Here is a 21,397-nt window from a genome sequence, read left to right as displayed (position 1 = left end):
ACTTAGTTTTTAAGGATTAAATGGGTATGCAATTGCGGATAAAGCGTTTTTAAATCAGTCAAAATAGAGATACAATTTGCTTTATCTTGTATTGCTACTGTAGCCGAAACTTCGTCGATAATTTCTGTTACAAAAATTGCCGCTTCTTCGTTTTTCTTTCCTTCTTGATGTAAGAATTGAAAAATACGCTGTTTAGCAATTCTGGCTTTATGTACTCTGGTTAATACGGAACGGAAATAAAAATCAAGCTCTTTTAGTTTAGCGACATTATCTGTAGCATAAGTATTGAGATAATTAGTTACAAAAAGCTGAATATTTACACTAGGATGCTGGCTTAACTTAGTCAAATAGGTTACACCATCATCTGGATTAAAATATCGGGTAATGATTTCTTTTCCAAATTGTTCAACAGCTGGTAGTACAGAATCGACAATGCTTATCAGACATTCTAAATCCCAATCGGTTTCATCAAATTCGGTTTTAAAGAAATTAAACGCAAATGCTCTGGTATCATCCCAAGTTGTATCTAATATTACCAAAGCATTATTTCTTTCGGCTCTGATTCGTTCTTTTCTATCCATAAAATAATTCCAGCACCATTGTCTTATAGCAAGGATTTCATGGTTTCCTAAAGAGATAATCTGGCGAATTGTAAAATCGTCTTTACGAGTATATTTTTTCAAAATTTCGTAACCTGTTAATTGACTTTCTCTGTAATTAGCATGAATCAATTTTATAACATCTCTTGGTTGTAATGCAGTATCCCAATGATTAGTTGTTTCTTCGAGAATGAATTTTTTGAAGATTAAATGAGCACCTTCAAATTTTTCTTTTCGAATCATTGCATAAACGGCATCACGAAGTGCAATTTCGATTATATCAGAATGTATTTTTCCTAATTGTGTAATACGCTGTAAAACAGATTCTACAACATCTGAATATTCATTGTGAAATAAAGCCAACAAGGATTCACTATTTACCAACAGGTACTCTTCCTGATAATTATTTAAGAGCTGAATTCCATTTTTTCTAATTTCAGAACTTTCATCTTCTAAAAATAGAGCGATTAATGAAAACGGAATTTCTTTTGAATCTACTGTTTTTGATTTTAGAATTAAAATAGAACTCGCTAACAGATTATTCGTTTTTAAATCAGAAGAAATTAAACGTGCCACAATATCCCAGCTTAATTGCTCAAGTTGTGGAGTGGCTATTTTTTTAAGTCTTTCGATCGCAAGAGTTGCCAGAGCATTGTTTGCATCAGATTCTTCAAAAGTAAGAAGCTCAACAATTACTTTTCCAGTAATTACTTTAGCTTTATCTTCAGTAAATGGAAATTTTTCTAATATGTTAGTGATCCATGTTTTTAAATCTGGAACTTCATTAAAAATCAATTTTACAACACATTCAATGTCATTAAGAAACAGTGCTGTGTTTGATAAAATATGGTTTTTAGACCAATTTCTTGCAGACTCAGTTTTAGAATTCAATACATCAGCTATAAAGCTAACTTGAGTAGAAAGGGTTTCGTTTTTGAGAACGATTGTTTCAAAACCTAAATTATTAGGTATAGTAAAATCACTATTTAATAAATTAAGTATACTGGTTTCGTTAAAACGATTGATCAAAGTATTATAATCGTTTCTTGCCTTTAAATTTCCGTAAGCAAATTCATGAACGATATTCATTTGCCCTTCCATTATAAGCTGAATATAAGCTTCAGGAAATGCGTCCCAATGTTCTGGAAATAATTCTAAACGGTTTTGAGAGTTATTTACGATTGACTTTTGTTCTTCTTGAACTATTTGTTCTTCGGCTTTATTCTCAACTTCTTTTTTACCAAAAAAAGTTGAAAATGCTTTTTTAGCAACATCTAATACTGAACTTGAACTTTGATCTGTCGTAGTATTTGTATTCTTTTTTTCAGAAGTTACTTTACTGCTAACTTTAGTTGCTTGATTTTCAGAATAATAATAATTTTTACTTGAGAAAACTTCTTGATTTAAAATGAATTTCATCTTTGAAGTTAAAATTCGTTTTTCGTCATTCCCAAATAAAATGGTTGATAACAATACTAAGTTAGAACACTCAGGGTAATCTACAACCGTGTAATAATATTTCTGATCATTGTAATTGTATTGTCCATAAATGTTTATAGGTGCTCTTTCGGCTTTGCTATAATCTTCTTCTGAATACTTCAATAAAATCGATATCGCAAACTTCAGGTATTTTTTAGAATCCATTTCTGAATCCATTTCTTTTAAAAATCGAAGACTATTTTTCTGGAAATAGGATTTGGTAAAATTAGAGAATGCAATTTTACTATCTTTTCCTCTAAGTTCTTTTCCAATATTTACCCTTTCATTTATAGCGCTAATAAATTGCGAGTTATAATAGTCATCTTCTAATGAAACTGTTCTGGTAAACATTGGGTTTTCATTCTCAAATCGATAAGCAAGAACAGCAATTGCATCAGCATCGTTTCTTATATGAGCCAGTTTATAAATAGCCCTAATGTGCTTAAAATAAGGAGGTCTAAAAGGCACGGCTTCTAGTAAGAAAATGACAATTTCGTGTAATTTGCTATCAAATTTTGCAACCAGGTATAAAGCTGTCAGATAATTAATAGCATTGTTTTCTAATTCTTCTTTTAGAAAATTTATTAACGAATCAAAATCTTTTTTCTCAATATGATATCTCGCTTCTTGAGGTATCGTCTCCAGAATTGTCGAGATATGTTTTTGTAAATCTTCTTCTTTTAAGATTTCTAATAATCCCTCATGAGCCAGATTTCTTATATATTCTTTTTGTTTATTTTGTAATGCATACGATTTAAAAACTTCTTCTGCAGCATCGGATTTAAGCTTTATTAGAGCCCAAATAGCCGAATAGGTTTGCAAATCATCTCCTTTTGATGCTAATTTAATGATATAAGGAATTGCTTCTTTAGTATCTAATAAACCTGCTTTCCAGATTACGCGACTGGTTTTCCATTGTGTTTTAAAAGTGTTTTTACCCATTACAGCATCTTCTAAACGCTGAAGAATTATACCGTTTATAGAATCTGGTTCAATACTTTCTAATGAAGGAAGATCTATTAATGTTTCTATTTCAGAAGCATATCCTTTGGCTTTTTTCTCATTTTCAAGTTTGTCAAAAATGATTTGTGCTTTATCGGCCGAAACGTATTCAGGTGTTTTGGTTCCATCTTTTAAAACGCTTCCTCTTTTTCCATATCTAAAATTGACTACATAATTAGTATCATCAATACTACACAAGTCTATTTCATATACTTTATCTGAGTTCCCTTCTTTATAGAAAAGTTTAATCTGTTTAATTAATTTCATAATTGAAAAGGGTATTAATTAAAAAATATTCCACCAGTTTTCTGGCTTTTGATCCGTTACTATTTCTTCCACTTCTTCTAGAACGGGAACTGCTATTGGAGTTACTTTTTCAGGAATACTTGTTTTTGCTATATTGGGCTGACCGTGTTTCTTTATAATGGCTTTCAAATTTTGCTTAAATGCAGTTCCTTTTTCAGGATTCACCATATATACATAATTAATGTAACCATCTATGGCATTAATTAGATGAATAGCATTTCCCCATTGTTGGTCTTTCCATCCATTTTTTTCAATATTATGTAGTAAGGCACGGAATTTTCGTAATTGAATTCTGTCTACATTAAGTTTCTCATTTACTACAACACCAGTTACTTTTTGTTGCATCCCTTTTCGCATTACATGCACTTTGTCGGGATGAATTATAAAACCTTCTGATTCAATAATTTTTTTAGTATAATATAATAATCGGGAAACATTCTGACTGTTTTCTTCATTAGTAGAGAAACTCATATCATCTGCATAACGGGTATAGCTAAAACTTAATTTTTTGGCTAATCCGTTGATTTTTTGATCCATTTTATAAACAATCATATTGCTTATTGCTGGACTTGCAGGAGAACCTTGAGGTAGTTTTCGTTCACCAGATTGAACATAATAAGTAATTCCATCTAGTGTGGTTTCGTTAATTTCAGAGTAGGTGCATAATAAACCTAAAATTGTGGCAACTTCTTCAGAGTAGCCTATTTTATGAAATAATCCTTTTACTCTTTTATAAGTTACTGTCGGGAAAAAATCTTTTAAATCGATATTAACAACAATGTCTTTATTAACGTGTGGTTGAGCATTGGTTACAATAGAACGTTCTTTTATAAAGCCATGCGCCTCCACTGTATAAGGTATTTTATGGAGAATGTTTTCTAAAATCCAGGTTTGAACCTCTTTTAGCTTTGGTTTTGGAGCAGATATTTTACGCTTGCCACCTGATTTTTTTTCAAGTTCAAATGTATGATAGTGGTTAATTTTAGAAACTTTTCTGTTGTAAGCAAGATATTGCAGTGCTTTTAAATCTATTTGCATGCTTTTGGCTAATGCCAATGCATCTTCATAAACAGGTAGATTGTATTTTTCTAAAAGGGTCGAATTGGTTTCTTTAGCATTTAAACCTTTAGATACAGTTTCACCTAAATATAGAATTTGTTGCTGTTGCAATAATTTCCAATTTTCAGCTTTATCCAGTCTTTTTTTCTCTTGGTTTAATTTAGTTTCAGCTCTTTTTTCTTTAGCAAGTTTCATACGTGCTTTACGCATTTCAAGAACCATTGCTTCTTTATTGCTAAACTTTCTGTCTTGTGCTAAAAGATCATTTAATTCCTTTTCAATCTTTGCTTCCTGTTTAATCAGGATCTCAGAGAGAGTAGGTTCAGATCCTGATTGCCAGAATCCTAAACGTTGCATTTCTTCTAATATGTAGCTATCTTTTGAGGTAGCTTTTATTCTATCATAAATTTGTTGTTTACTAAGCTGTTCAGACATATTACAATCGCTATTTTACATTAAAAAGCCCTATTGAAGCAATAGGGCTTAAAGTTTAGAACCTTCGTATTTTCTAAGGACTATGTCTATCAACTCCCGAGAAAGGGTACTATACGTACAGTTAATCTCGAGGAGGTGGAACCGAAACTGTACGTATAGTACCCTTTCTCATCCATAAGATAGAAGTAGTGCTGAATGTTAAATAATCTTACATCGATGACGAAACATCATCATTTTCTTTATACAAGAAAAGCAAGGTATTTCTTAAACTCAAAACAAACATACTAAAAAACTTTTAATTGAATACTAATAAAATTAAAATAGATTTTCTTTTTTAAAGTTCTGTTATTAATGTCTTTTAAGAGTTGGATAATATCAAAAAAGTGATGTTTTAATTATCATATTGAGAAAGATTAGTTGAGTATCTGTGGATATATTTTTATTAGAACATTACAAAACTTTTCTTCGTAGCCAGTTTCTAATTGGCAAATCATAAAACTTCATCGTAAGATATGCAACTGCAATAGCAGAGATAACGACAAGAATAATATACGGCCAAGATTGTTCTAATGAAAGTTTGTTATTTGTTACCCAAGCCATATATACATAAGCAATAGGGTAGTGGGTTATGTAAACAGGATAAGATATATCTCCCAGGAATTTACAAACTCCAGCAGTTTTCTTTCCGTGTACTTTTCCTCCAGCTCCCAGCCATATAACAAAAGGAAATAGGATGATTATACAAAAACATTCAAATAGGCGATTCCATATATTATTATCTCCTCCTAAATGTGGTACAGATAAAAATACCACTAATAATAAACTTGCAGATAAAAACGCATTTTTAGTATAACGTAATTTTCCTATTCGGGCTAATAGTAATCCTGCTAAAAATGGGAATGTTAAACGGGTAAAACCTATTCTTAATTGTGTAGGATCATCTATTGTCCAACCTCCGATAATATTACCAGCAGGATTGGTTAAAGCGTACTGAATTGTTATTCCTGCGGCTATTATTGTTAGAATTGTCAAAACGATTTTAGATGTTTTTCGTAGTACAAGTGCATATGCAATATTAGCAATATACTCAAAGAATAAAGACCAAGCAGGGCCATTTAAGGGGTGCATTTCACTCCATCCTCTTATATCTAATCCTTTGCCTACTGGTATTACGGTAAAGCCAATTAACATGACCAATAACATTTTCCATAAAGGGACATCATGTATACCTGCCCAACCCATACCAGGCGAATCCTGAAAATAAAATAATATTGCCCCGATTAGCATCCCTGCAATAATCATTGGTTGTAAACGAACGATACGACGCTTAAAGAAATCTTTTAATGTCATTGTATCCCAACGATCATCATAAGCATAGGCGAGTACAAAACCAGATAGCAAAAAGAAAAAATCAACGGCTAAATAAGCATGATTAATAATTAGTTTTTTATAATCGCCATGAGAATGGACTTCAAAAACATGAAATATAACAACCAAAATTGCGGCAACACCTCTTAAGCCATCAAGTATTTCATAATGTGGTTTAGAACTTTTTAAATCTGTTACTTCTTGCATTTAATAGTATATGATTAGAATTAATTATATTAGTTTGTGAAAATTATAGTAAAAAACCACGAATGTAAAGTTCGTGGTTTCTATTTCTTAGGGTTTAAAATTTATCCTTTTTTAAAAGTTCCGCTATCCACATCTTTTAGGAACTTGATTACACCAGGGAAGTAATGTTTAGGATCATCATATTGAGAAAGATGACTTCCGTTTGGACAGAATAAAAAGCGTCCGTTTTGTACCTCGTTTGCAATCCATTTCATGTGCTCAGGATCCATGGTGTCGTATTTAGAACCAATTGATAAAGTAGGAACTCTTATTGTTTTTAATCTTGATTTTACATCCCAGTTTTTTAAAGTAGCATTTCCTGTTATTCCAAATTCGCTAGGGCCTTGCATATAAACATATACACTCGGGTTAATGTGTTTGAAACATCTGTTTATCGATTCAGGCCATTCCTCAAGAGGCATTCTTAAAATATGTTGAGTGTAATAGTTTTTAAAAAGGAGTTCGCTGTATCTAGGATTTTCAAAATCATTCTTAGCTTCAATATCCTGTAATTCTTTTAATACTTTTGGGTCGAGTTGTGGAGCCAGAACATCTTTGGCATATTTGTTATATTCAGGAACACTTGCCATCATGTTAGAGATGATAAGGCCTTTTAAGTTTTTCTGATATTTTAGAGCATATTCCATAGCAAGGATTCCGCCCCAGGATTGACCCAAAATATAAAAGTTAGAGTTGTCCAGTCCTAAAGCAATGCGTACTTGTTCTACCTCTTCTACAAAACGTTCATTAGTCCATAAACTACTATCAGTAGGCTGGTCGCTATAGTAAGAGCCCAATTGGTCATAATATATGTATTCGATACTTTCGTTAGGGAAATAACCGTCAAAACACTCGTATAACTCATGCGTAAGTCCTGGACCACCATGAAGTAGTAAAACTTTTATAGTAGGATTGTTACCAACAGTTTTTGTCCATACTTTAAAATTTCCTTTTTGGGTAGTAATCGGAATCATCTTAATTCCGCCAGTAAGTTGATCATCACGTTTAGAAAAATCTAAATAATTAGCTTTAACGGGATCTACTTTGGCTTCATTTTTACAACTAGAAAATAATATAATGCTTAAAAAACAAATAATAAATTTTACTCTCATGATTTTATCTTTAGGATTATTCGGAATCTTAAAAATAGATAAATTTATTGAAATTGTTAGCATTGTCTAAAAAATAGAACGCGGATGATACGAATTCGCTAACGCGAAAACGCTGATAAATACAGATTTTTTTCTTTCTACAAGTTTTAAAAATCAGTATTTATCAGCGTCTTTACTTTAGTAAATCAGCGTTATCCGCGTTACTTCTTTAGGTCATATATTTTATTCGCCGTAGATTTTTTTATAAAGTGGCGCGTAAATTTCTTTTATTATTTTACGTTTCAGTTTTAAAGTTGGAGTTAGTTGTCCACCATCTATAGACCAAACATCTGGAGTAAGCTCAAAACGTTTGATTTTTTCCCAATGACCAAATTTTTCATTTACAGCTTCAACTTCTTCATCAATACGCTTAATTACTTGAGCATTTGTAATGATATCGTTGTTAGAATCTCCTAAAACTATTTTGTGAATTTTAGCCCATTCTTTTACAAATTCAAAGTTTGGCTGGATAAAAGCAGCAGGCATTTTTTCGCCTTCGCCAATAACCATTATTTGTTCGATAAAACGAGATTGTTTCATCATGTTCTCGATCATTTGAGGAGCAATATATTTACCTCCCGAAGTTTTGAACATTTCTTTTTTACGATCCGTAATTTTAAGGAAACCTTCGCTGTCAATTTCTCCAATATCACCTGTATGGAAATATCCATTTTGTAAAGCTTCAGCAGTTTTTTCTGGATCTTTGTAGTAACCCATCATAACGTTTGGTCCTTTGCAAAGGATTTCTCCATCCTCAGCAATTTTTACTTCTACATTACGAATTACTTTTCCAACAGTTCCAATTTTAAAACCTCTGTTTCTAGTATCGTTTACAGATATTACAGGAGAAGTTTCAGATAAACCGTAACCTTCCATAACTGGTATTCCTGCTGCTGCAAAAACACGAGTTAATCTTGATTGTAAAGCGGCACTTCCAGAAACCATTAAATCAATATTACCACCTAAACCTTCTTTCCATTTACTGAAAATTAATTTACGTGCTATTTTTAATTGAAATTCATACCAAAAACCATTTGCTCCGTAAGGCTCGTATCTTAAACCTAAATCGATAGCCCAGAAAAATAATTTCTTTTTGATTCCAGTTAGTTCAGCTCCTTTAGCATAAATTTTATCATATACTTTTTCAAGAAGTCTAGGAACAGCAGTAATTACATTTGGTCTAACTTCTTTTAAGTTATCACTTAATTTATCAATTGATTCTCCAAAATATACCGAAATACCATAATATTGATAAATGTATAATATCATTCTCTCAAAAATATGACAAATAGGAAGGAAGCTTAAAGCTACACTATTTCCTGGATCAAACGGGATTCTCGGCGCACTGTCCAGAACATTCGAAACGATGTTTTTATGCGAAAGCATAACTCCTTTAGGGCGTCCTGTTGTTCCAGATGTATATATTATCGTAGCAAGATCTTCAGTATCTATACTGTCTTTTCTTGCTTCAACTTCATTCTGATTGCTTTCATCTGCACCTTCGCCTAATACAATAGACCAGTTTTTAGCTTCAGCTATTTCATCAAAAGTAAAAACATCTTTTAATGTTGGTACATTATTTTTAATGGCTAATACTTTGGCTAATACTTCTTTGTCAGATACAAAGCAATAACTACTACCACTATGGTTTAAAACATATTCGTAATCTTCCTCAGATATAGTAGGGTAAATAGGAACGGTTTGCGCTCCCGTTTGTAAAACTCCAATATCCATGATATGCCACTCTGTTCTATTAGTAGAAGTGATTAAGGCAATTTTATCATTTTTTTGAACTCCCATACGTAATAACGCGCGAGAAACGGCATTGGCTTTTGCGATATATTCTTCAGTAGAGGTTTTTTCCCAAACACCATTACGTTTGGTTACTAAAGCATCTTTTTTATTATATTTTTCTTTCTGATAATAAGGAAAATCAAAAAGTCTCGTAATTGTAACCATATGGCGTTTAGATTGAATTTTACCGCAAATTAATAAAATTTATCGTTAATTTTTATTTTTAATAAATTAAATATGAAAACTTTAATTCTATTTAATATAAATTACGAAATCGATTTCTTTATGCGATATATTTTATTTTATTTATATTGCTAATTAACAATATGATAATATTTTTTTTTGTTTAAAAAATTAAATTTTGCAGTCAGATTCAAAACACCGTCTTTGTGTTAGTTATGATTAAGATTTTTCTGAATTGCTTCATTTTTTTAGAACAAAGCAGTTAAGATAAGAAAAAAAGATTACAGATTTTAGATTGCTTCACCTGTTCGCACTTTTAGGCTCAGGTAACGATTTTGATTTTGGATGCATGAAACCTCCAAAAATGACAATCTTAATTATTTACCAACACCAAATCATAAATCTACAATCTAAAATCTTTTAATCTTAATGTTTCTTAATTTCTTAATAATTCAGAACTTTTATTTCTTTACATCTTCTACATATTCTTTTACTCTTTCTCCCGATATGTACATTTTCTTTTTCTTAAAATGAATAGAGAATTGAGCGTAAATCCATTCTGTATCTTCTTTGTCATTGGTTTTATACCAAAGAGAATAAGAAGCGCTATCAAATCCTTCTTTAAATATCGGAATTCCAATCTCAGAACATTCAAATCCCCAAGTAATGTTTTTCTTGGTAAGATCTTCATATTGATAAATTCCAGTTCCATTTGCATTTAACTGAACGATAGGTTCTTTTTTACCTTCATATAAATAAATTCCGCTTATAGGATAAGAGATTGTTGTAGTAATGAAACGCTCTTGATTTTTAGCTGTAATTTTTTCTGTTTTTATTTGAGAATAAATATTTGTCAAACAAAGAAAAACTCCGACAAGAAGTAGGTTTTTAAGTTTCATTAAAGAGGTATTTAGGGATTAATTTTATTTGTTTTTGGGGCATAATAAATAAGCGTATTTTTTATGCGGGAGCGCAAAACTAATAAAATCAGATCAAAAAAAAAGACAAAACCAGCGTACTAATTTTATCTTTTTTCTAGCAAAAATGGGATGTATTGAGAATTAACTCGTTGTATTTTTGATGTTAAATTTTGCGTATGAGAGTAGTCTTACTTAATAAAAAAAAAACTCATTCAGTTACGAATGAGTTTTTAAGTATGAGTATGAAAATTAGATTTTCTCAATCCATTTTCTTGCATTTACAAAAGCTTCATGCCAAGGCGAAACTTCGTCGTTTCTGTCTTTTGGATAGTGCGCCCAGTTCCATTGGAAAGTCGAACGCTCAATGTGTGGCATCATTACCAAATGTCTTCCTGTTTTATCACACATCATTGCGGTGTTATAATCAGATCCGTTAGGGTTTGCAGGATATCCTTCGTAAGCATATTTAGAAACAATGTTGTAGTTTTCTTCAGCAAGAGGTAAATTGAATTTTCCTTCACCATGAGAAACCCAAACTCCAAGAGTGCTTCCTGCAAGAGATGATAACATTACTGAATTGTTTTCCTGAACTTTTACAGAAGTAAAGATACTTTCGTGTTTGTTACTTTCGTTATGAAGCATTTTTCCGTGAACTTCGTGCTCTGGATTAATAACTTCCAATTCCATAAATAATTGGCAACCATTACAGATTCCTACAGATAGAGTATCATCTCTCTTAAAGAATTTATCCAAAGCTGTTTTTGCTTTTTCATTATATAAGAATGCACCAGCCCAACCTTTAGCAGAACCTAATACATCTGAGTTAGAGAATCCTCCAACTGCACCAATAAACTGAATATCTTCTAGAGTTTCACGACCAGAAATTAAATCTGTCATGTGAACGTCTTTTACATCAAAACCTGCCAAGTACATAGCATTTGCCATTTCGCGCTCAGAATTACTTCCTTTTTCACGGATAATAGCTGCTTTTGGTCTTGGTTTCGAAGCATCGATTACTGGTTTTTTTCCTGTAAAGTGTGCTGGGAATGTATAGTTTAAAACCTGATTTTTATAATTCTCAAAACGCGCCTGAGCTCTTCCGTTTTTAGATTGTTTTTGATCTAATAAATAAGAAGTTTCAAACCAGATGTCTCTATAAGCTTTTATGTCTAAAGTCCAAAGACCAAGGTCTAAAGTCTCAGTAGTTGTAGCTTTTCCTAATTTGAAGAACTCGATATTGTTTGCTTTCAATTTAGCTTCAACTGCAGCATCTGATTTTGCTTGGAATACGATTCCGATGTTTTCAGCGAAAAGAATCTTCAATAAATCTTTTTCCGCGAAAGCGCTAAAATCAATTTTAGCACCCAAATTCACATCAGCAAAACACAATTCTAATAAAGTAGTGATTAAACCACCGCTTCCGATATCGTGTCCAGCAAGAATTTGGTCTTCGCCAATTAATTCCTGAATAGTATTAAATGCATTTTTAAAGAAAGAAGCATCTTTAATTGTAGATGTTTCGTTTCCGATTGTGTTTCTGATTTGTGCAAAAGATGAACCTCCTAATTTGAAATCATCCTGAGACAAATTAATATAATAAATAGAATCTCCGTTTTTCTGTAAAACTGGCTCAACTACTTTTTTAATGTCAGTACAATTTCCACCTGCAGAAATGATAACCGTTCCCGGTGCAATTACTTCGTCGTTTGGATATTTTTGTTTCATTGAAAGTGAATCTTTTCCTGTCGGAATATTGATTCCTAATTCGATTGCAAAATCTGAACAACCTTCAACAGCAGCGTACAAACGAGCGTCTTCGCCTTCGTTTTTACAAGCCCACATCCAATTTGCAGATAAAGAAATTCCTTTTAAACCATCTTTAATTGGCGCCCAAACAATGTTTGATAACGATTCGGCAATCGCATTTCTGCTTCCTGCAACAGGATCAATTAAAGCAGCGATAGGAGCGTGCCCAATAGAAGTTGCAATTCCTTCTTTACCTAAATAATCCAGAGCCATAACTCCAACATTATTTAATGGTAATTGTAATGGACCTGCATTTTGTTGTTTAGCCACTTTTCCACCCACACAACGGTCAACTTTATTTGTTAACCAGTCTTTTGATGCAACTGCTTCTAAACGTAAAACATCTTTTAGGTAGCTTTCGAAATCTGCAGTGTTGTAAGCAACATCAGCGTAATTTCTATCGATAGTTTTATCGGTCATTATAGTTTTAGGAGAACTTCCGAAGAAATCTTCTAAAGCGTAATCCATAGGTTTTAATCCAGTAGATTTAGATTGAAAAGTAAAACGGTGATCTCCCGTTACATCTCCAACCTGATACATTGGCGAACGCTCTCTGTCAGCAATTCTTTGAAGGATATCAATATCTTTTTGACCAATTACTAATCCCATTCTTTCTTGAGACTCGTTTCCGATAATTTCTTTAGCAGAAAGTGTTGGGTCTCCAACAGGTAATTTATCTAAATCAATTAATCCTCCAGTTTCTTCTACTAGTTCAGAAAGACAGTTTAAGTGTCCTCCAGCTCCGTGATCGTGGATAGATACAATTGGGTTGTTATCACTTTCTACCAAACCACGAATAGCATTGGCAGCACGTTTTTGCATTTCTGGATTAGAACGTTGGATAGCGTTTAATTCGATTCCTGAACCAAAAGCTCCTGTATCTGCAGATGAAACTGCAGCTCCACCCATTCCGATTCTATAATTTTCTCCACCAAGAATAACGATTTTATCGCCTTCTTGTGGTTTCTTTTTAATTGCCTGATCTAATTTTCCGTAACCAATTCCACCCGCTTGCATAATTACTTTATCGTAACCAATTTTACGGTCGTTTTCTGAATGTTCGAAAGTTAAAACCGAACCTGTAATTAACGGTTGCCCGAATTTATTTCCAAAGTCAGAAGCTCCGTTTGAAGCTTTGATCAAAATATCCATTGGAGTTTGGTATAACCATTTTCTTTCTTCAACTGCATTTTCCCATTTTCTGTCGTCGTTTAAACGAGAATATGAAGTCATGTAAACTGCTGTTCCTGCTAATGGAAGTGAACCTTGTCCTCCTGCAAGACGGTCACGAATTTCTCCTCCTGATCCTGTTGCAGCGCCGTTAAAAGGCTCTACAGTTGTTGGGAAATTGTGTGTTTCGGCCTTTAATGAAATAACCGAATCAAATTCTTTTATTTCGTAAAAGTCTGGTTTGTCTGCTGTTTTTGGAGCAAACTGTTGTACGCGTGGTCCTTTTACAAAAGCCACATTATCTTTGTAAGCCGAAACGATATCGTTAGGGTTTTCCTGAGATGTTTTCTTGATTAATTTAAATAGAGACGTTTCTTTTTCTTCTCCGTCGATTACAAAAGTTCCGTTGAAAATTTTGTGACGACAGTGTTCTGAATTTGCTTGTGAGAAAGCAAAAATTTCAGAGTCGGTTAATTTACGTCCTAGTTTAACAGCTAGATTGTCTAGATAATCTACTTCTTCTTGGCTTAAAGCTAAACCTTCGGTTTTGTTGTAAGCTGCAATATCATCGATATCCAAAATTGCTTCTGGTTGTACGTTGATAGTGAAGATTTCTTGATTCAGTTCAGTATACTTTTGCGAAAGCATCGGGTCAAAATCTGAAAAATCAGCTGTTGCCGGATAAAATTCTTCAATTCTGATGATGCCAGGAATACCCATATTCTGAGTAATCTCTACAGCATTTGTACTCCAAGGGGTAATCATAGTGGCACGAGGACCAACAAAAAAATCCGTCAGTACGGATTTTTCTATTTTATTGGAGTTGGCAAAAAGCCAGTTTAATTTTGAAATGTCTTGAGCCGAAATTTCGTTTTGCGTTTGTACTGCAAAAACAGTTTTGCTTTGGTTTTCAAAGAAATGAATCATTGTGTTGTGTAGTTTGTTGTATTTAGCTGCAAATTTAGTTAATTAAGATCAAAAAAAAAAGCGACAATTTGCCGCTTTTTAATTATTGAATATCTAATTTGTAATTAATTGATTATTATCTTTTTAATGAAAGTTTTTTCCTCTTTTGTAGCTTTAACGATGTACAGTCCTTTAGGCAGATTACTTACAGCTATAGATTGTAGCGTTGTGTTTACTTTTTCGAATACTTTTTGTCCAGTTACAGAGATTATTTCTATCGTGTAAGGAGTATTTGAATTATCGAAATCAATAAAAAAGTTACCATCTGAAGGATTTGGATATAAATGGATTTCATCTGAATCTGAAATTAATTCAGGGTTTGTTACTTTCAGTGTACGATTTCCTAAATTTTCACAAGAGTCTACTGCGAATGAATCCCATTGTGAACTTAAGTTAAATGTTGTACTTGGAGAAGTTACAGTCGATTTTCTTCTTAAAGTTACATTAACAGCAAAGTCAGCTGCTCCGCCATTAAAAGTTCCGATGATGTCGATAAGTACTCCGTTTTTAAATAAACCTACAGGATCATTTCCATTAAATGTAAGTTCAGCAGCTCCTGTAGAGATATTGGCTGAGGTTTTTGGATAACAGGTAGAAGCAATTAAATTATTTACGATTGTAAATTTAGTTCCACTATTTAAAGTTCCGCTCAAAGCAAGACCAGAACTCCATGCTCCGGCTCCGTTTGTTTGTCTTTTTATAGAGTATGCAGATAGGTTAATTGGGCTACCTGTTGAGTTTATGATTTCTAATGCTTTATTGTTGCTAGAACCTTCGATATATTCTGAGAATAATAAATCGGTTGCTGTTCCGCCGCCAGTTCCAGTACCAGCATCGGTTGTTTCGGTAATTGTATTACTTGTAGCCGAAATGTTTCCTGCGGCATCATTAGCTTTTACAGTAATATTATAACTTGTTGAAGCAGTTAAGCCAGTTATAGTAGCGGTTAACGTTGTAACTGTAGTTTTTAAAACTCCATTTGTATATACATTATATCCTGTAACTCCTACATTATCTGTAGATGCTGCCCAGCTTACAGAAATTGTGCTAGACGTTTTTGCGGTACTTGCTAAACTTGTTGGTGCTGTTGGTGCTTGCGTATCGCTAGATGGATTCCAAACTTGGTTTACATATTCAGGATGATCGATGTAAGGGTTTCGGTTGTTTTGGCGTGCATAAATAGCATTGTTTCTTGCAATTTCTCTTGCGCTTACAGGATCTTGCGCGTTCCAAGCCAAAAGAATGTTTAAGAATGCTGCTGTAAAAACTTTATTGCTAGAACCATCAAACATAGGGTAGCTGTAGCCTGCAACAGTATTTTCATAACGTGTTGCAAAATAAAAATACATTCTGGCAATATCACCTTTAAATTCATTGATTGGCTCAAAAACAGTTCCTGAATATCCCGATGTTGAGTTTGCTCCAAGTTTGCTTCCGTTTTTAGAAATATAAGTTGGTGTATTTACAACTCCATGTGGATAATTAGAACGAATCCCATTTACCTTACCGTCAGTTGGAGTGATAAAATGAACGTCAGAAACCATAGGTGCTTTTTCGCTAAATACAGATTGCGGAATTATATGTTCGCGATTGTAGCAATCTCCTTCTACTACGTAATTACCACATCTTTGTGTAGTTGCTATACTATAGTTATAAGGGTCAGTTCCTGATGGATTTTCAGAATACATATCTAATACTGTTCCGTCATTTTCATAAAAATTGTCAATGTCGGATGTTTGGTAGGTTGTGTACAAGCCACTGTAACCATTATCGGTATGGCCTTTTATAATGTTGTACAATTGTGTTTTTAGGGCATAACCTGTCCCAGTTGCAGTGTTGTAATATCCCGTAGGAATTTGTGCAAAAGTTGCAAAACTAAAAAGCAGTAATAAAATGGAAGAGTAGATTTTCTTCATAATTAATTTAATAGTTTAAAGTTAAAAAAATAGGGCTTGTAAAACGTATCAAAAATTTGATTTTGAGTTGGTTAGTTTTACATTGAAACAAATCTACATCTTTTGGTAATACGTTGTGTTAAGAGATGTTTAATTTATGCGGCATTTTTCTTACTCGTGATTATTGTAACTATGAAAGGGGTTTAGGAGTGTAGGTTTTAAAAAATGTAAGATTTAAAATATTTTTTAAAGCGATATTTTTCTCAATATTGTCTTTCTGACGAAGGAAGAATCTCCGTTAGTGGCTCGACAATATAGAAATAGTTTGTGTTAGTTCCTTGCGGAGATTCTTCCTTCGTCAGAAAGACAAGTTTGTGGTTGTATTGTCTGTAAATTAAGGGATTTCTCTCGCTAAGTCGCAGAGTCGCCAAGTTTTAAAGATAGCTTTGCGCCTTAGCGTCTTTGCGAGCATTATAAAAAAGGTAAGTTTTGCATGTTTAATGCATTTCTCGCTGAGTCGCAAAGACGCAAAGACTTTAAGAAAATAAAGAAAACTGTTTCGACTTTATTTCAATTTAGGAAACGCCATACTTTGATACGCTCCCAAATCGGGTGGGGAAGTCCTTGTATTTCCTATAATATCAATCGGAATATTATACGCCTGATTTCCTTTCGCGAAAGCGCTAGAATTAGTGTCGATATTAAACTTGTTCTGAGAAGTGTTGTAGAATTTAGGATCTTGATTTAATATAATTGCGTTATAATGTTGCGTGTCGGTGTTAAACTGAAAGTCAGGATTGGTACTTGTGCTGCTAAATTTGATTAAGCAATTATTGAATTGATATACAAAGGCTGAATTTGCTTTTTTGTCAAAAGATAATTCGTTTGTATTTGAACCATAAACGATACAATTGTTGAAAGTTGCTTGCGTTAAATCTTTGGTTTCGGGAGTTGCGCCTGCAAGTGTATTGCTAAGTGAAACTGCTGCTTGTTGGGAACTTTGCCAATTGTTATTGAATGTACAATGTGTAAACTCATAATTTCCGCCATATAAACATGCTAAACTTGATAATCCAGCGCGGTTTATTACAATGTTTTCTCCTTTTATTTTTCCGTTTTGTGCTAAAATTCCATGATTTACAGAGTTGTAAATTTGGGTGTTTTTAATGCTAACAGTCGTTTGGTCACTGTTTTCTATGAATAAACCTGTTGTTGCATTTTTTATCGTTAAATGATTGATTATGTTGTTTGTGCTTCCGTCGGCAAGCCAAATTGTTCCCCATTGTCCTGGAACATCCGAGTATAATGGTTCTAAACGATCACCTTCGAAGATTACTTCTTTTTCTAGTTTTTCTGTTGATGAAACAGCGCCGTTTACGTTAATACTTGCTTTTTTGCTAACTAGAAGTCCTGAATTCGAGTGAAAATGGACTCTTGAGCCAGCATCAAAGGTGACTGTTTTTCCTTCTGGAACGGCTGCATAACCATATATTACATACGGTTTTTGGTTTGTAAATTGTAATTCATTTTCTTTTAAGTAAAAGCCTTCTACTTGCTTGCCATTAATCGGTAATGTTTCGATTGTTCCGTCTGAGAATTTTTTAGGATATAAAAATGTAGCATCCTGGATAAGTGTTACTAATTCTACGTTTTGAAGATTTGTACCGCTATCAAACTGGATTTGGTCGGTGTATAAAAAATCAGTTGGGTTTGCGTCGGTAATGGCTGCAGTTGTTTCTATAAAAATGTACATACTGTCTTTTGCCAAAAGGGTTACATCACTAAAGATTTTGCCTTCGGTTCCGCGCATTCCGTCAACGGTCATTCTGTATTTAGAACTTAGTCCTTTTCCTAGTTTGATAGACGGAATTGTAATGTCTTTTTTACTTTGGTTGTACACTTTTAGTTGGTACGTACTCGAACCAATATTAGTAAAAACGGTATCTAGATAAACGGTGTCTTTTGAGAAAACTAAATCTCCAGTACTGGCAACGGTTTCAAAATCACTTCTACATGAACTTGTTGCCAAAAGTATTCCGATAGTAAATAGTAAAAAAAAAGTACGCATTTGAATAGAATTTATGTAAAAATAGCAAAAAACTAATTCGATTAACATATGATTTTTAATTTAGAATTGCATTTTCTGTTTTGTGACTCATCTTTTATTTAATTTTACATTTTAAAGCCAAACAAATGAATTTTAGTAAAGAACAAATATTGGAGCGTTGCAATCAGTTTTCTCAAAACACTTTGATGCAAACCCTAAAAATTGAATATATTGATGCTGGAGAAGATTTTTTAGTAGCAAGAATGCCAGTAAATCCTGCGGTTCACCAACCAATGGGATTGTTACACGGAGGTGCATCTGTAGCACTTGCGGAAAGTGTAGGTAGTGCAGCATCATTTTTTTTTATAAATCCTGAATTACAAGAAGTACGCGGAATAGAAATTTCGGCAAATCATTTAAAAAGTATTCGTGAAGGTTATGTTTTTGGTACAGCAAGAATTATTCATAAGGGAAGAAGTTTACACCTTTGGGAGATCAAAATTACTGATGAAGAAGGTAATCTGGTTTCATTGTGTAAATTGACGAACATGGTTTTAGACAGACAAAAAAAGTAATCTGGGAATCATGAATGAATTTTTTTCTAAAATTAAAAAACACAAAGAGCAACTTTTGCCTTTTGTGCTTTATAAGAAACCAAAGTCGGATACAATCATAGCTTTATTACAACAAAATAATACGTTGCATAAAGTTGTAGATTATAAAGAAAAGGGTTTTGTATTTGCTTCTTTTGATAAAAAACAAATTGTTCTTATTCCTGAAAATGAATCTGAAGTTTGTACAAGTGTATTAGAGCGTAAAACTTTAAGTCTTGTAGATGTTGCGGGTTCTGGTTTTGATGCTGAAGCTAAAAAACAATTTGAGTTATTAGTTGCTAATGGTGTGAAAGCTATTGTGAATGATGAGTTCAAAAAAGTGGTTTTATCCCGTAGCGAAATTGTTCCTTTGAACGATTTCGATTTTATTGAGACTTTCCAGAATCTGGCAAGTTTATACCCAACAACATTAGTGTATTGTTTTTATCATCCCGAAGTTGGTTTTTGGATGGGGGCAACGCCTGAGCAATTGCTTAAAGTAAATGAGAATATTTTTGAAACAACTGCTTTGGCTGGAACTCAAAAGGCTGCTTTGGCATCTGAGGTTATTTGGCATCAAAAAGAAAAAGACGAGCAACAATATGTTACCGACTTTATTGTAAAAAGATTGCAAGACGTAGCTTCTTCTGTAAAGGTTACGGAACCTTATAGTGCTAATGCTGGAAGTATCTGGCATATAAAAACGGATATTTCGGGTGCTTTAAATACTGATTCTAGCTTAGATGAGGTAATTGATTTATTACATCCAACGCCAGCTGTTTGTGGTTATCCTAAAAAGAAATCAAGAGCATTTATCTTAGAAAACGAAAATTACGATAGGACTTTTTATACTGGTTTTCTGGGTGAACTAAATAGCAGTTTCGCATCTGACTCGATAAGCTCTGATTTATTTGTAAATTTACGAAGCATGCAAATACGCAATGACGAAGCAGTTTTATATATGGGGTGCGGAATTACTAAAGAGAGTATTCCTGAAAACGAGTGGGAGGAAAGTGTGAATAAATCAATGACGATGAAAAGAGTCTTGAATATGTAACTGTTAAAAGTATTCAGTTGCAGTTTGTAGTGGTCAGTGAAAACTGAGTCCGAAAACAGGGACTGGTATTTAAATATAAAAAAATATGAAATTAGATATATTAGCTTTTGGAGCGCATCCAGATGATGTGGAATTAGGTTGTGCAGGAACAATTTTGAAGGAGGTTTCCCTTGGGAAAAAAGTAGGTATTGTCGATTTAACCCGTGGTGAATTAGGAACGCGTGGTTCTGCCGAATTAAGAGATCAGGAAGCTGCAGCAGCGGCAAATATATTAGGTGTTTCTGTACGCGAGAATTTAGCTATGCGCGATGGCTTTTTTGTAAATGACGAAGCGCATCAATTAGAAGTAATAAAAATGATTCGTAAGTACAAACCAGAGATTGTTTTGTGTAATGCAATTGATGATCGCCATATTGACCACGGAAAAGGTAGTAAACTAGTTTCTGACGCTTGTTTCTTGTCTGGTTTGATGAAGATAGAAACTACGCTTAATGGAGAGCAACAAGCGGCTTGGCGTCCTAAGGTTGTGTATCATTATATTCAGTGGAAAAATATCGAGCCAGACTTTGTTGTAGACATTACTGGGTTTACTGAAAAGAAAATAGAATCCATTTTAGCATACGGTTCGCAGTTTTATGATGCAAATTCTAAAGAACCTGCTACTCCGATAACGAGTAAAAACTTTTTTGAAAGCTTAAATTATCGTGCGCAAGACTTAGGAAGATTAGTTGGTGTAGATTTTGCTGAAGGTTTTACTGTTGAAAGATGTTTGGCCGTCAATAGTTTAGGAGATTTGATGTAAAAAAGATTAAAATTTTTCATTTTTTTCTTTGTAGAAGTGAAGTTTTGCTCTATATTTGCACTCGCTAAGCAGAAATGGTGGTTGTAGCTCAGTTGGTTAGAGCATCGGTTTGTGGTACCGAGGGTCGCCGGTTCGAACCCGGTCATCCACCCAGAAATTTAAAGCCTTGAAGAAATTCAAGGCTTTTTTTGTGCGTTTAATTTTTTGAGAAAAATTTTACCGCAAAGAGCGCAAAGGGTTTCACAAAGGTTCGCAAAGTTTTATAAATAGCTTTGCGAACCTTTGCGTTTTTTTTTCTTTGTGTACTTTGCGTTTAAATCTTTTTGCGTATTTCTTCTCAAAAAGTAAAGCACAAAAAAAATCCTCACCAAATAAATGATGAGGATTCTAAAGAAAGGCGACGACATACTCTCCCACATAACTGCAGTACCATCTGCGCAGGCGGGCTTAACTACTCTGTTCGGGATGGGAAGAGGTGAGCCCCGCCGCAATAACCACCTTAAGGTCGTTAGTTGCTTT

12 protein-coding genes, 1 tRNA gene and 1 rRNA gene are annotated in these 21,397 nt (G+C 33.4%); 4 read left to right on the top strand and 10 right to left on the bottom strand.

Annotated elements, in window-relative coordinates; translation table 11 throughout:
• Positions 1 to 2: 2 nt before the first annotated feature.
• From IW20_RS22595 to IW20_RS22555, 9 genes are all read right to left on the bottom strand, one after another.
• Entirely contained in the window at positions 3 to 3,347 is a 3,345-nt protein-coding gene (locus IW20_RS22595) for a WGR domain-containing protein (RefSeq protein WP_035627927.1), read from the bottom strand.
• A gap of 18 nt (positions 3,348 to 3,365) precedes the next feature.
• Entirely contained in the window at positions 3,366 to 4,880 is a 1,515-nt protein-coding gene (locus tag IW20_RS22590) for a reverse transcriptase family protein (protein WP_035627925.1), read from the bottom strand.
• A 450-nt stretch (positions 4,881 to 5,330) separates the two neighbouring features.
• Positions 5,331 to 6,455 (bottom strand): acyltransferase family protein, encoded by a 1,125-nt coding sequence (locus IW20_RS22585; protein ID WP_035627923.1) that lies wholly within the window; start codon positions 6,453 to 6,455, stop codon positions 5,331 to 5,333.
• Between the two features lie 101 nt (positions 6,456 to 6,556).
• Complete coding sequence (locus IW20_RS22580) at positions 6,557 to 7,606, bottom strand: proline iminopeptidase-family hydrolase (RefSeq protein WP_035627937.1); 1,050 nt, start codon at positions 7,604 to 7,606, stop codon at positions 6,557 to 6,559.
• Positions 7,607 to 7,828: 222 nt separating this feature from the next.
• Positions 7,829 to 9,604, bottom strand: a complete 1,776-nt coding sequence (locus IW20_RS22575; RefSeq protein WP_035627921.1) for an AMP-dependent synthetase/ligase — start codon at positions 9,602 to 9,604, stop codon at positions 7,829 to 7,831.
• 479 nt (positions 9,605 to 10,083) lie between these two features.
• Positions 10,084 to 10,521 carry a hypothetical protein gene (locus IW20_RS22570; RefSeq protein ID WP_035627919.1) on the bottom strand — a complete coding sequence of 146 codons (438 nt, stop codon included), beginning with the start codon at positions 10,519 to 10,521 and terminating at the stop codon, positions 10,084 to 10,086.
• Between the two features lie 270 nt (positions 10,522 to 10,791).
• A complete protein-coding gene (purL, locus tag IW20_RS22565; RefSeq protein ID WP_035627917.1) occupies positions 10,792 to 14,445 on the bottom strand; it encodes a phosphoribosylformylglycinamidine synthase in 3,654 nt (1,217 codons plus the stop codon).
• Between the two features lie 104 nt (positions 14,446 to 14,549).
• Positions 14,550 to 16,400, bottom strand: coding sequence for an endonuclease (locus IW20_RS22560; RefSeq protein WP_035627915.1), 1,851 nt, complete (start codon positions 16,398 to 16,400; stop codon positions 14,550 to 14,552).
• A gap of 544 nt (positions 16,401 to 16,944) precedes the next feature.
• A complete protein-coding gene (locus IW20_RS22555) occupies positions 16,945 to 18,447 on the bottom strand; it encodes a hypothetical protein (protein ID WP_035627912.1) in 1,503 nt (500 codons plus the stop codon).
• A 125-nt stretch (positions 18,448 to 18,572) separates the two neighbouring features.
• On the opposite strand from IW20_RS22555, the gene IW20_RS22550 reads away from it, so the two are divergent.
• From IW20_RS22550 to IW20_RS22535, 4 genes are all read left to right on the top strand, one after another.
• Positions 18,573 to 19,001: a PaaI family thioesterase gene (locus IW20_RS22550; protein ID WP_035627910.1), complete on the top strand. Its 429-nt coding sequence runs from the start codon at positions 18,573 to 18,575 to the stop codon at positions 18,999 to 19,001.
• A gap of 10 nt (positions 19,002 to 19,011) precedes the next feature.
• Positions 19,012 to 20,076, top strand: coding sequence for a chorismate-binding protein (locus tag IW20_RS22545; RefSeq protein WP_035627908.1), 1,065 nt, complete (start codon positions 19,012 to 19,014; stop codon positions 20,074 to 20,076).
• 85 nt (positions 20,077 to 20,161) lie between these two features.
• Complete coding sequence (gene bshB1, locus IW20_RS22540; RefSeq protein WP_035627907.1) at positions 20,162 to 20,878, top strand: bacillithiol biosynthesis deacetylase BshB1; 717 nt, start codon at positions 20,162 to 20,164, stop codon at positions 20,876 to 20,878.
• 77 nt (positions 20,879 to 20,955) lie between these two features.
• Positions 20,956 to 21,029, top strand: a tRNA-His gene (locus IW20_RS22535).
• Positions 21,030 to 21,270: 241 nt separating this feature from the next.
• Here the strand turns inward: IW20_RS22535 and rrf are convergent.
• A 5S ribosomal RNA gene (rrf, locus tag IW20_RS22530) occupies positions 21,271 to 21,380 on the bottom strand.
• Positions 21,381 to 21,397: the final 17 nt, after the last annotated feature.

The sequence above is a fragment of the Flavobacterium hydatis genome (assembly GCF_000737695.1).
Taxonomy (GTDB): domain Bacteria; phylum Bacteroidota; class Bacteroidia; order Flavobacteriales; family Flavobacteriaceae; genus Flavobacterium; species Flavobacterium hydatis.
The sequence above is the reverse complement of the archived record's forward strand: the minus strand, read 5'-3'. Positions and strand labels throughout refer to the sequence as shown.